This window comes from Cryobacterium sp. TMT1-19 (assembly GCF_004403055.1).
GTDB lineage: Bacteria > Actinomycetota > Actinomycetes > Actinomycetales > Microbacteriaceae > Cryobacterium > Cryobacterium sandaracinum.
This window is the reverse complement of record NZ_SOHB01000005.1, coordinates 35,119-47,542: the sequence shown is the minus strand read 5'-3', so window position 1 is coordinate 47,542 and position 12,424 is coordinate 35,119. Positions and strand designations below refer to the sequence as shown.

The window sequence follows — 12,424 nt, the reverse complement described above, 5'->3', positions numbered from 1 at the left end:
CGAAAATCGACCTATTTCATGTGAAATGCGGTCACTATCGCGAAATCTCCGTCGAATTGGTTAGGGCCAGAGCGACGGACGAGGGGCCGGGGCCGGGGCTTGAAACGAGGGAGGGCCCCCGACGATGTGCCGGGGCCCTCCCCGCGGAAGCGAACTAGTCGTTCGGCTCCAGGAACTCGGTGGCGTGCGCGATCGTCGGGATCGAGGACGTGATGACGGTGCCGTCGGCCCGTCGCCCGCCCTCGACCAAGGTCCGAGAGGGTGCCCCCGGGTCGCGCGGGCCCTGGTGGGTCAGCGCGACCGTGATGGGCAGGCCCATCCGCACAATGACGGAAACACCGCGCACGGACAGCATGACGTCGACGCCCTCCTCGATCGTGAGGTTGACCTCGCTCTGACGCACGTCCACGCGCAGCCGGGTTCCCCGGAGCGTGACGCGGAAGGTCAGCGCCTCCCAGGTCTCAGGCAGTCGCGGGTCGAGGGTGATCTTGCCGCCGTGGTCGCGCATGCCGCCGAAGCCGTAGACGAGCGCGCTCCAGACACCGCCGGCGGATGCCACGTGAACGCCGTCCGCCGCGTTGTGGTGCAGATCGGCGAGGTCGACGAACAGGCCCGAGGTGAAGTATTTGAGCGCCAGCTCGTGGTAGCCGACCTCGGCCGCGATGATCGACTGCACGACGTCGGACAGCGTCGAGTCACCCGTGGTGATCGGGTCGTAGTAGTCGAAGTCGGCACGTTTCTGCTCCGGCGTGAACTGGTCACCCTGCAGCAGGAGGGCGAGCACGACATCCGCCTGCTTGAGCACCTGGAAGCGGTAGATCACGAGGGGGTGGTAGTGCAGCAGCAGCGGGCGGTTGGCGGGCGGCGTCTGCGAGAGGTCCCAACGTTCCTTCTCCAGGAACTGCGCGTCCTGCGGGTGGATGCCCAGGGTCTTGTCAAAGGGGATGTGCATTGCTTCCGCGGCGAACGACCACTCGATGATCTCGGCCTCGCCGAGTCCGAGGCGGGCGACCATGAAGTCGTAGGAGGCGATGTCGACCTCGCGCAGTCTGCGCACACTGGTGACCGCGTCCCGCAGGTTCGAGCGGGCCATGATGTTCGTGTAGAGGTTGTCGTTGACGACAGTCGTGTACTCGTCGGGCCCGGTGACGCCGTGGATGTGGAATACGTCGTTGCCGTTGCCGCGCCAGAAGCCGAGGTCGGCCCACATGCGCGCCGTCTCCACCAGGATGTCGATGGCCTCGCGGGAGAGGAAGTCCTCATCGCCGGTGGCCGACACGTACTGGGTCAGCGCATAGGAGATGTCAGCGTCGATGTGATACTGCGCGGTGCCGGCGGCGTAGTACGCGGACGACTCCAGGCCGTTGATCGTGCGCCACGGGAACAGCGCGCCCAGCTGGTTCAGTTCGGTGGCGCGCACCCTGGCGTGCTCGAGCATCGCGTGCCGGAATCGCAGCGCGTTGCGCGCGGCGTTCGGCGACGTGTAGGTCAGGAAGGGGAGCACGTACACTTCCGTGTCCCAGAAATAGTGACCGCCGTAGCCGGATCCGGACACGCCCTTCGCGGACACGCCCTGGCCGTCGGCTCGCATGGACGCCTGTGCGAGCTGGAAGAAGTTCCAGCGGGTGGCCTGCTGGAGGGCAGGCTGGCCGGCGAGTTCGACATCCGTGCGCGCCCAGAAAGCGGTGAGCCAGTCGCGCTGCTCGGCGACGTACTGCTCGGTTCCGGCTGCGACGGCGCGGTCGAGCGTGCGGTCGCACCGGTCGGCGAGCTCGTGCGTGGGCACGCCGGTGGAGGTGTGGTAGCTGAGGGTCTTGGTCAGTCGGATGGACTGGCCCTGCTTGGCCTTGATGCGGTAGACGTGCTTGGCGAGGTCGTCGCCGATGTGCGAGGCCTCGTCGTACTCATTGAGCGTCTCAAGCTGGTGGTCGGCGGCGCAGGCGATGGTCATGCCCGAGTTCGTGCAGCGGAAGCCGAGGATGTAGCGGCCCTCGGATGCCCGTTTGAAGCGGGGGCGCAGCACCCGGTCGGTGAACGACTCGGCCCTACGCGGGTCGAAGTCCTTGCCGTTGGTGGGCTTCGGGGCGTCGTACTCGCCGATGCCGTCCTGGCGGTTGAGGATCTGGCTGGAGATCACGACCGACGCGTCGGCGTCCAGCATGGTGACCTCGTACTCGAGGATCGCGAGGTGGCGTTCCGTGAACGACACCAGGCGGCGCGACTGGATCAGCACGCGCTTGCCCGAGGGCGTGCGCCATTCGAGGGATCGGGAGAGGATGCCGCCGGCGAAGTCGAGGCGGCGCTCATAGCTGAGCAGATCCGCGAGGGTCAGGACGAGCGGCTCGTCGTCGACGTAAATGCGAATGATCTTGGCATCCGGCGCGTTGACGATCGTCTGCCCGACGCGCGCGAAGCCGAAGGCCTCTTCCGCGTGCCGGATCTGCCAGGTCTCGTGGAACCCGTTGATGAACGTGCCGTGGGCGTGGCCGTCCCGGCCCTCGTCCACGTTGCCGCGCAGGCCGAGGTACCCGTTGCCGGTGGCGAACAGCGTCTCGGTGCGTCCCATGTCGTCACCGGAGAAGTCCTTCTCGACCAGGGCCCACTCGTCGATCGGAAATCGGTTGCGGTCGAGCGGGTCGTTCGTGTCGGTGATCCGGTTCATTCTCCGGCCTCCGTTTCGACGTTGGGGAGCAGCTCGTGCAGGTCGGGGACGACGACGTCGGCCCCGGCGTGGAGCAGGGTCTGCGTGCCCACGCCGCGGTCCACTCCGAGCACGAGGCCGAAGTTGCCGGCGCGGCCGGCCTGGATGCCCGAGTGCGCGTCTTCGACGACGACGCACTGGGCCGCATCGAGGCCGAGCAGTTCCGCGCCGAGCTCATAGGTGTCGGGGGCCGGCTTGCCGGCCAGGCCACGCTCGGCCGAGAGCAGGCCATCGACGACGATTTCGAAGCGTCCGCGAATGCCGGCTGCCGCGAGGGTCTTCTCCCCGTTGCGCGAGCTGGTGACGACGGCCACGGCGAGGCCGGCGGCCACGACGTAGTCGAGGAACTCGATCGATCCCGGGTAGGGCGTGACGCCACTTTCGGCGAGGGTCTCGTTGAAGGCCTCGTTCTTGCGGTTGCCGAGGCCGCAGACGGTGTTGCGCTCCGGGGCGTCCGTCGGGTCGCCGTCGGGCAGCTGGATGCCCCGGGAGGCGAGCAGCGACCGCACGCCGTCATAGCGGGGCTTGCCATCGATGTACTGGAAGTAGTCGGCGTCGCTGTAGGCGGGGCTCACTCCCTGGTCCTCGAGAAAGCGGGTGAACAGGCGCGACCAGGCGGCCATGTGAACATCGGCGGTGGGCGTGAGCACCCCGTCGAGGTCGAAGAGTACACCGCGCATGGACAGGAGCCGGGCGCGCGTTTCCGCGCGCGACAGGGGGAATCGCGTAGAAGTCATAACTGATGCCTTGCTTGGTAGGTCCTGAGACAGTGGGAGGTCTGATCGAAGCGGTCAAATGATCACGATCTCGATCGGGGGATCGACGTGATGTGCGCCAACGCGGCGAGGAATGCGATTGACGACGCTGCGGACCAGGGCTAGGACTGCATACGCCTGAATACTCCCCCCGATCCTATGCCCCCGAAGGCGTTGCGCCGATTTCTCCGGTTGCGCGGCCCTGATCCCCCGGTCTCCGGCGCGCCCGGAAAATCGGCCGATACAATTGACAGGATGAACCGCGAACGGAGCGCGCTCTCGGTCGCACCCGCGTCCGCGAATCGGTCGCGCTCCGTGCGGCTGGCGGGCCGGCGTTTCCGACAGCTCTTCTCGGTCACGGTCGCGGTGCTCGTCCTGCTGGTGGCGGGCCTCGCGATGGCCAACTTCAGCCAGGGTCCCCGCCTGGCCTCCGCCGAGATTAACCCACTGCCGCCGTCACGCGTGGCAATGCGCGCCTGCTGCTCACCGCGAACCAGCCGCTGGCCGAGGTCCAAGCCGGCCAGGTGACGGTGTCCCCGGCTACAGAGGTCTCCGCTCGTGTCGCCGACCGCGCCCTGACGGTGGAGTTCGCCGGCATCCTGCGCTACAACACCGTCTATACGGTGACGGTGACGGATGTCGCGAGCATCACCCAGGACGCCACCGCCACCCTGGAATACGAGTTCACGACCCCGGACGCCGACATCTATGCGCTGCAGCGCGACAGCCGGGTGGACGACGCCGGCGCGAAGCGGCCCGACACCGTGCGCCGCACGACCCTGCAGGGCCGGGGCGACGGAGACATCGTGTTCAGCGCCCCGCGCATACAGCAGTATGTCGCCCTGGAGAACCACCTCGCCGCCGTCACGCTCGCCGAAGACGACACGGCCACCCTCGAGGTGGTCTCGTTCGGGGGCGGGGACAACGTGCAGGTGCCCGTGCCGGGCGCGGGCGTGATCGAGAACCTGGCGGCCTCCCCGTCGAAAACCCTGATCGCGTACACCTTCACCAGCGCCCCGGAGACGGCGGGGCGCCGCTACGACCGCACCCCCTTCGTCTACGACCTGACCGAGTACTCGGGCCTCCCGGCCGAGGTCACCGGGGTGGACGGCCTGCCGATGACGGTGATGGACCTGCGCTTCGTGCCGGACAGCACCTCTCTCGTCGTGCAGAACGCCGGGCAGACCCTGTTCCTGATCGACATGCTCGGCGACGCCGTGCTGACCCCGTTGGGCGAGCACGACGAGATGCGCGGATTCGTTCCCGGCACCCGCGCGCTCGTCGTCGCCGACCCCGACCAAGGCTCGACGATCGACCTCGCCGACGGGGCCGTGACCACACTCGACCTCGCGCCCAGCCTGCTCGAAGCGAGCGCCTACCCCGGCAAGCTCGTGCTCCTCACCGAGCAGGGGCGCTACGCCCGCCTGTTTCTGCAGGAGACCGGCGACAGCAACCAGCTGGCTTCCCTGATCGCCGTCACCGACGCCGCCGACTCGAGCGTCGCGTTCACTCCCGCGTCGGACGCGTCGCGCGTGCGGGACTTCTGCGTCTCGCCGAACGGCCAGTACCTCGCGGTGGAGACGATCCCGGCGGCCGGCCTCGGCGACGACTACCCGACCCTGCCCGCGTTCTCGGGCATGACGACCACCCTGGTAGACCTCGACCGCGGCACCAGCAGCCGTAGCGTGTCCGGTTTTCTCCCTGATTGGTGCGGCTAACCGACGGATGCCCCCGCCAACCTCCTGCCGATGGCTTCCTGTCCCGAGCGCGACCGAGTCGAAACAGGACAAGATATACCCATGAGTCAGGCCATCGCCGCGCGGCCCTTCACCGCGCGCCGGAGGCCCGGCCGCGGCCCCTGCCGACACCGTGGCGGACACCTTCCGCGACTTCGTCACCCTGTCGATCAGCGTGGTGGTCGAGTCACTGCCGTTCGTCTTCCTCGGCATCGTGCTGTCGATCGTGGTGCAGACCTGGCTGCCGGAGGGGTTCCTGCTGCGGCGCCTGCCGAAGAACCCAGTCGCCCGGCGGGTCGTACTCTCGCTGCTGGGCATGCTGCTGCCGGTTTGCGAGTGCGGCAATGTGCCTCTGGCGCGCGGCCTGATCGCCAAGGGGCTGACGGTCGGCGAATCGATGACGTTACTCTTCGCGGCCCCGATCCTCAACCCGGTGACCTCGGTTGGGACAGTGGCATCCTGGTCTGGCGCATCGCCGGCGGATTCCTGATCGCCAACCTGATCTGCTACATCTACAGCCGGCACCTGAAACCCGAGTCCCTGCTCGCTCCCCGGTTTCAGGATGCCTGTGCACTCGGCGACCACCATGACGCGGCCGACGGGAAGATCAAGCGCAGCGCCGGTCTGTTCACGAAGGAGACCAGCGCGATGTTGCCGGCGCTCTTTATCGGCGCCGGACCGGCCGGGCTGATCCAGACCGCCGTCTCCCGCGAGGTGCTCGTGACGCTCGGCAGCCACCCGGCCTGGTCCGTGCTGGCGCTGATGGCCCTGGCCTTCGTGGTTTCGATCTGCTTCAACGTCGACGCCTTCTTCATCCTCTCGTTCGGTGCGACGTTCATGCCCGGCGCCATCGTGGCCTTCCTGGTCTTCGGCCCGATGATCGACATCAAGATGCTGGCCCTGCTGCGCACGCCCTTCACGGCTAAGACCCTGATGCAACTCACCCTGATTGTGGCTCTCTGTTCCGCGGTTCTCGGATTGGCGATCAACTATGTCGTTTAGACGGCTCCTGCGGCGCTGGCAGGGCGCGCTCCTCAGCATCGTGGGCATTGTGGCCACGGTCTGGCTGGGGGTCAGCGGGCAGCTCGGGCTCTACATCCACCCCGGTACTTCGTGTTCACCATGGTGATGGCCGTGATCGCCGCCGCGCTGGTGGTGGCCGCATTCGCTCTCCTGCCCGCAGCCGAAGACGAGCACGAGCACGAGCTGCCTGAGGGCGACGGAGGACGCTGGGCGTGGCTCTGGTCGGCCGGCAGCATCCTGATCATCGTCGCGGCCACCGGGGGCCTCCTGGTGTTGCCGCCGGGGACCCTGACCACGGCCACGGTCGCCAAGCGCGACCTGAATGGCTCGACCTCGCTCATCACGCAGAAAGAGGCGAGCGACCTCGTCGGCGGCGACTACTCGACCTTCACCGTGCGGGACTGGTCCTCGTTGGTGCGCCAAGGCGGCGGCGAGGACTTCTTCGCCGACAAGACCGCGACCGTGACCGGGTTCGTCACGCCCGACACGAGCGACCCCGAGAATGTGTTCTTCGTGGCCCGCTTCGTCGTGTCCTGCTGCGCGGTCGACGCGCAGCCGGTCGGCATCCCCGTCTACTACTCCGGCTGGCAGGACGAATTCCCGACCGACAGCTGGGTTGCCATCGAGAGCGGTTTCGACACCAACCCGAGCATCCGCAGCGAGGAGGCCATCGCCCTGGTTCCGAGCGAGATCACGCCCACGGACCAGCCCGCCCAGCCGTACGTCTACTGACGCCGGCAAGCTGATCGGGCCGCTCTGACGCCCGGTGCCCGCTGCATCCGTCGCTACGCAAACTCGGAGAAATTGCCGAAACGCCGGCTGGGCGGCCTGATCTCGCGGCGTGTCGTGAAAATCTCCGAGTTTGGGCACCGACGACGGATGCCCGGAGTGCGCCGAGCTGCGTGGCACGTTCCCGGGTGATTCGGGCGCCGCCCGCGGGGCTCGGCGAGCTCGACCTCCGATCAGGCGGCCGAGGCCTCCTTGGGGTCGGTGGCGGCGTCATCCGTGCCGAAGTGGTTGCTGCCCGCGGTCACGCCGGCGAGCCGCAGCCAGGTGTCGACCACGGTGTCGGGGTTCAGCGACACGGAGTCGATGCCCTCGGCGACGAGCCACTCGGCAAAGTCCGGGTGGTCGCTGGGGCCTTGACCGCAGATGCCCACATACTTGCCGCGGGCCTTGCAGGCCGCGATCGCCATGCTGAGCAGCTTCTTCACGGCCGGGTCGCGCTCGTCGAAGCCGCCGGCGACGATCGCCGAGTCGCGGTCGAGGCCGAGCGCCAGCTGCGTCATGTCGTTGGAGCCGATGGAGAACCCGTCGAAGTAGTCCAGGAACTCGTCGGCGAGCAGCGCATTGGCCGGCAGCTCGCACATCATGACGATCTCGAGGCCGTTCTCCCCACGGCGCAGCCCGTTCTCGGCAAGCAGTTCAATAACGCCCGCGGCCTCGTCCAGGGTGCGCACGAAGGGGATCATCAGCTTGACGTTGGTCAGCCCCATCTCGTTTCGCACGAATGAGAGCGCCTCGCATTCGAGGTCGAAGCAGTCCCGGAACGAGGGCTCGAGGTAGCGGGACGCCCCGCGGAACCCGAGCATCGGGTTCTCTTCGTGCGGCTCGTAGGCCGGTCCGCCGATGAGGTTGGCGTACTCGTTGGACTTGAAATCGCTCATCCGCACGATTACGGTCTCCGGCGCGAAGGCGGCCGCGATCGTGGACACGCCCTCGGCCAGGCGCTTGATGTAGTAGTCGCGCGGGTTGCCGTAGGCGGCGATGCGGGTGTTGATCTCGCGGGCCACGTCGGCGGGCTGGTCGGCCAGGTTGAGCAAGGCCTTGGGGTGGATGCCGATCTGACGGTTGATGATGAATTCGAGCCGGGCGAGACCCACGCCGTGGTTGGGCAGCTGGGCGAACGTGAACGCCTGCTCCGGGGTGCCGACATTCATCATGACCTTCACCGGGGCCGGCGGCAGGGTGGTGAGCGCGGTCTCCTCGATGCCGAAGTCGAGCAGCCCTTCGTAGATCAGGCCCGCCTCACCCTCGGCGCAGGACACCGTGACTGCGAGGCCGTCGGAGAGGATGTCGGTGGCGGTCCCGGTGCCGACAACCGCGGGAATGCCGAGTTCGCGGGCGATGATCGCGGCATGGCAGGTGCGGCCGCCGCGGTTGGTCACGATGGCGCTGGCGCGCTTCATGATCGGTTCCCAGTCGGGGTCGGTCATGTCCGCGACGAGCACGTCGCCGGTGGCAAAGCTCGCCATCTGGTCGATGGACGAGAGGATGCGCACGCTTCCGGCGCCGATCCGCTGGCCGATGGCGCGGCCCTCGACCAGGACCTTACCGGTCTCGTTCATCTTGAACCGGCTCTGGGACACCGCGGTCGCTCGCGACTGCACCGTCTCCGGGCGGGCCTGCAGGATGTAGATGCCGCCGTCGATGCCGTCTTTGCCCCACTCGATGTCCATCGGGCGTCCGTAGTGCGCCTCGATCGAGAGGGCGTGGCGGGCCAGCTCCTCCACGTCGGCATCGGTGATGCTGAACAGGTTGCGCAGGTCGACGTCCACGGGAACGAAGTCGATCGTGCGGCCGATTTCACGGTTCTTCGTGAAGGTCATCTGCAGCGCCTTCTCGCCGAGGGTGCGCTTGAGGATGGCGGGACGGCCGGCCTCGAGTGCCGGCTTGTAGACGTAGAACTCGTCGGGGTTGACGGCGCCCTGCACGACGGCCTCGCCCAGACCGTAGGAGGAGGTGATGAAGACCGCGTCGCGGAAGCCGGATTCGGTGTCCATCGTGAACATGACCCCGGAGGAGCCGATGTCCGAGCGCACCATGCGCTGGATCCCGGCCGACAGCGCCACCTCGGCGTGCTCGAAATTGTGGTGCACCCGGTAGGCGATCGCCCGGTCGTTGTAGAGGGAGGCGAAGACATCTTTGATGGCCGGCAGGATGTTCTCGATTCCGCGCACATTCAGGAACGTCTCCTGCTGACCGGCGAAGGACGCATCCGGAAGGTCCTCGGCGGTGGCGCTGGAACGCACCGCCCAGGAAATGTCGTCGGAGCCGCCGTGCTTCAGGACCAGGGCCGCGTAGGCGGCCCGGATCTGGGACTCGAACTCGGGCAGGAAGGGCGTGTCACGCATCAGGCCGCGGATTTCCTTGCCGGCCGATGCCAGCGCGGTGACGTCGTCGATGTCGAGGCCCCGCAGGCGCTCGATGATCCGCTGGTCCAAACCGGAATCGGACAGGAACCGGCGGTAGGAGTCCGCGGTGGTGGCGAATCCGTCGGGCACCTTGACGCCGGCCGACGTCAGATTCTGCACCATTTCGCCCAGGGAAGCGTTCTTGCCGCCCACCCGGTCCAGGTCCGTGAGTCCGATTTCGGAAAACCAGAGGATGTCTGTCGTCATGTGTTCTGCTCCCTTGCAGTGTGCGACCAGAGGTGAGGCCACGAGGTGAGGAGGCTCACCTCATGGATAAGCGCCCTGTTCCCATAGTGACAGGTCTATCCGGCCTGAGCGCAATTTGTTTACTTGATTGACATGTTCACTTGTCTGCGTTTTGAATGTGAGTCAGCGTTTGAGGTTCATTTGCTGCAGAATCATGGCCGACATCTCCTCCACGGACATGCTCGCCGAGTTGAGGAACGGGATTCCGTGGGAGGCATAGAGTCGCTCCGCACTGCGCAGCTCGAACCCGCACTGCCGCAGAGACGCGTAGGGCGAACCTTCCCGGCGCTGGGTGCGCACCTGGCTCAGGCGCAGGGGATTGGTGGTGAGCCCGAAGCACTTGTCCACGAACGGTCGCAGTGGCTTGGGGAGACCCTCCCGCTCGAAGTCCTCGTCGACGAGGGGAAAGTTCGCCGCGAAGATGCCGTGCTGCAGCGCCAGGTACATCGTGGTGGGGGTCTTGCCGCAGCGCGACGGGGCCACCAGGATCAGCTGCGCCTTCTCGAGCGCTCGCAGGCTCTGGCCGTCATCGTGCTCCATCGCGTATTCGACGGCCGTCATGCGGGACTGATAGCGGGCGGCGTTGCCGAGGCCGTGGGCGCGCCCTGGTTCGTTGCTGGCCTGCGTCGCCAGGGTCTCCTCGAGCTCGCCGAGATAGGTTCCGAGCAGGTCGATCAGGGTGGCCGTGCAGGTGCTGAGGGTGCGGCGGATGTCGCTGGTCACGGCCGTGGAGAATACGATCGGCTTCTGGCCGCGCTCCACCAGAGCGTCGATCAGGTCGACCACGGCCTGGGCCTGGTCCACATTCAGGATGAACGGGATCGTCGTGCGGTCGAACTCCACGGTGGGGAACTGGGACAGGAGGGTGCTCCCGAGCGTTTCCGCCGTGATTCCGGTGCTATCCGAGAGAAAGAAAACCGGGCATGGATCGTCAGTGGCCATACCTCATTGTGTACCTCCCGGCAGGCTCGGCGCGGATCGGTGCGCGCGTACTGAGCGCCGCAGTCGATTCCGCGAGTTGCCGTCGTCGCATCGTGCGCAGCAGACTTGAGTCTGGGGTTGCGACTGATTCGTCCGCCCGGTAGCTAAGGAACCCACCATGACTGAACCGAATGATGCACGCGTCGGCCTCTACATCGACTTCGACAACATCGTCGTCTCTCGCTATCAGCAACTACACGGACGAAATGCCTTCCAGCGCGATGGCATCCGTAATTTCGACAGATCGAGCGCGGATGCCGAGCCCGAGGTTGCCGCGAAGCTGAACGCCGCGACGGTCGACTTCAACGCGATCATTGATTTCGCCGCGTCGTTCGGCACGCTGGTTGTCAATCGCGCGTACGCCGACTGGTCCGTGCCCGTGAATGCGAGCTACCAACGCCAGCTCATGTCCCGAGCGGTTGACCTCACCCAGCTATTCACCACGACCACGCGGGGAACGAAGAACGGGGCGGACATCCGTCTTGCCGTCGACGTGGTCGAAGACCTCTTCCGGCTGCCCGACCTCACCCACGTCATCATCGTCGCCGGTGACTCGGATTACATCGCCCTCGCCCAGAAGTCGAAACGTCTCGGTCGCTTCGTGGTGGGCATTGGAGTGGCCGGGTCGACCAGCACCTCCCTCGCGGCTGCGTGCGACGAATTCGAAGACTATGACTCTCTCCCCGGCATAGCGAAGGTCGCCGCCGCCGCGCCCGCCCCCGTGGCGCTCGTGCAGAAGCCCCCGTCGGGCAGGAAGGCCGCAGAACCCGCGACCGTGCCACCCAAGACGGTGCCCGTCAAAGCCCGCACCCTGACGACGATCCCGATGTTCTCGCACACCACAAGTTCGCAATTCGACGAGCCGGAGCCGGAACCGGCCGAGGACATCGACCCTCAGACAATCGCGTCGGAGCTCCTCGTGCGTGCCCTGCAGATCGGGCACGCAAAGGGCGACGACGACGAGTGGCTGAACACCGGCACGGTGAAGAACCAGATGCGCCGGATGGACCCCTCGTTCAACGAAAAACCGCTCGGCTTCCGTTCCTTCACCGACTTCCTCTCCTCGCGCAGCGAGGTGGCCGAGCTGCAGGAAGATGGCCCGCATCGGCTCATCCGTCTGCGCCCGGAGGCGAACGCGGGACGCTGAGTCGGTCCGTGCGGTCCGGCGCCGACATCACACCGGACACAGGAACACATTATGAGCAACACTCCCAACACTGGCCGCGTCGCTCGCGTTTCGACCGAGACGAAGGCTGCTTTCAAGACGACCGAATTCATCGCCTACATGCTGATTCTCGTCATGCGTTCATCGCTTCCGCCTTGGTCGATAACGGGCACGACGGGCAGGGTTTCGGGGCCAGCTCCGTCTGGCTGTCCGCCACGCTCCTCACCATCGGTTACATGATTAGCCGCGGCCTGGCCAAATCGGGAAGCCGTGAGAACTACGACCGTGACGAGCGTGACAACCGCCGCTAACTGACTCGGTGCACGGACCGGATCTGCCCTTGACGCGGCGTCCGTACAGAAGGTCCCCTACGCTTCGCGCAGGGGGCCTTCTGCTCAATGCAGGGCGCTGGAGCGTCCCGAACAACACCCGCCGTGGCTTCGAGGCCAGGGATATCGCCGATGTCGGCGACGGTGAAGAAGAGGAGGCACGTCGTTTTCCCGTCCCGCAGCCGCCGGAAGTGGGCATCAAGGGAACTGTGGAAAAAAACGGGGACGCAGAGGCAACAGCGAAGGACTTCGATGCCATGATGGGCGACATCGACGTGGGACTCGGACAATAAT

The 12,424-nt window shown here is 66.5% G+C and carries 12 protein-coding genes; 8 read left to right on the top strand and 4 right to left on the bottom strand.

Features of this window, described 5'->3' with window-relative positions; genetic code table 11:
- Positions 1-154: 154 nt before the first annotated feature.
- Both E3T40_RS00965 and E3T40_RS00960 read right to left on the bottom strand, forming a co-directional pair.
- Positions 155-2,662 (bottom strand): glycoside hydrolase family 65 protein, encoded by a 2,508-nt coding sequence (locus tag E3T40_RS00965; RefSeq protein ID WP_104170946.1) that lies wholly within the window; start codon positions 2,660-2,662, stop codon positions 155-157.
- The gene (locus tag E3T40_RS00960) at positions 2,659-3,438 is read right to left on the bottom strand and encodes an HAD family phosphatase (protein ID WP_166786534.1); all 780 of its coding nucleotides are present in this window, start codon (positions 3,436-3,438) and stop codon (positions 2,659-2,661) included. Before E3T40_RS00960 ends, E3T40_RS00965 begins: the two co-directional genes overlap by 4 nt.
- A gap of 273 nt (positions 3,439-3,711) precedes the next feature.
- Between E3T40_RS00960 and E3T40_RS00955 the strand changes: the two genes are divergently transcribed.
- From E3T40_RS00955 to E3T40_RS00940, 5 genes are all read left to right on the top strand, one after another.
- A complete protein-coding gene (locus tag E3T40_RS00955) occupies positions 3,712-3,984 on the top strand; it encodes a hypothetical protein (RefSeq protein WP_134542434.1) in 273 nt (90 codons plus the stop codon).
- Complete coding sequence (locus E3T40_RS00950) at positions 3,981-5,174, top strand: hypothetical protein (RefSeq protein ID WP_134542433.1); 1,194 nt, start codon at positions 3,981-3,983, stop codon at positions 5,172-5,174. The genes E3T40_RS00955 and E3T40_RS00950 overlap by 4 nt, the downstream gene beginning before the upstream one ends.
- A gap of 151 nt (positions 5,175-5,325) precedes the next feature.
- A complete protein-coding gene (locus tag E3T40_RS17245) occupies positions 5,326-5,682 on the top strand; it encodes a permease (protein WP_255408690.1) in 357 nt (118 codons plus the stop codon).
- Positions 5,586-6,194, top strand: coding sequence for a permease (locus tag E3T40_RS00945; protein ID WP_255408691.1), 609 nt, complete (start codon positions 5,586-5,588; stop codon positions 6,192-6,194). The genes E3T40_RS17245 and E3T40_RS00945 overlap by 97 nt, the downstream gene beginning before the upstream one ends.
- Positions 6,195-6,305: 111 nt before the next feature.
- Entirely contained in the window at positions 6,306-6,947 is a 642-nt protein-coding gene (locus E3T40_RS00940; RefSeq protein WP_104194702.1) for a TIGR03943 family protein, read from the top strand.
- A 230-nt stretch (positions 6,948-7,177) separates the two neighbouring features.
- On the opposite strand, the gene ppsA is transcribed toward E3T40_RS00940, so the two are convergent.
- Positions 7,178-9,616, bottom strand: coding sequence for a phosphoenolpyruvate synthase (gene ppsA, locus E3T40_RS00935; protein ID WP_104194701.1), 2,439 nt, complete (start codon positions 9,614-9,616; stop codon positions 7,178-7,180).
- Between the two features lie 162 nt (positions 9,617-9,778).
- Positions 9,779-10,597 (bottom strand): pyruvate, water dikinase regulatory protein, encoded by an 819-nt coding sequence (locus E3T40_RS00930; RefSeq protein WP_134542432.1) that lies wholly within the window; start codon positions 10,595-10,597, stop codon positions 9,779-9,781.
- Between the two features lie 157 nt (positions 10,598-10,754).
- On the opposite strand from E3T40_RS00930, the gene E3T40_RS00925 reads away from it, so the two are divergent.
- The 3 genes from E3T40_RS00925 to E3T40_RS00920 all read left to right on the top strand — a co-directional run bounded on the left by E3T40_RS00925 (position 10,755) and on the right by E3T40_RS00920 (position 12,423).
- Entirely contained in the window at positions 10,755-11,783 is a 1,029-nt protein-coding gene (locus E3T40_RS00925) for an NYN domain-containing protein (protein WP_104100603.1), read from the top strand.
- A gap of 173 nt (positions 11,784-11,956) precedes the next feature.
- Positions 11,957-12,112, top strand: coding sequence for a hypothetical protein (locus tag E3T40_RS16150; protein WP_158252176.1), 156 nt, complete (start codon positions 11,957-11,959; stop codon positions 12,110-12,112).
- A gap of 29 nt (positions 12,113-12,141) precedes the next feature.
- Positions 12,142-12,423: a hypothetical protein gene (locus E3T40_RS00920; protein ID WP_134542431.1), complete on the top strand. Its 282-nt coding sequence runs from the start codon at positions 12,142-12,144 to the stop codon at positions 12,421-12,423.
- Position 12,424: the final 1 nt, after the last annotated feature.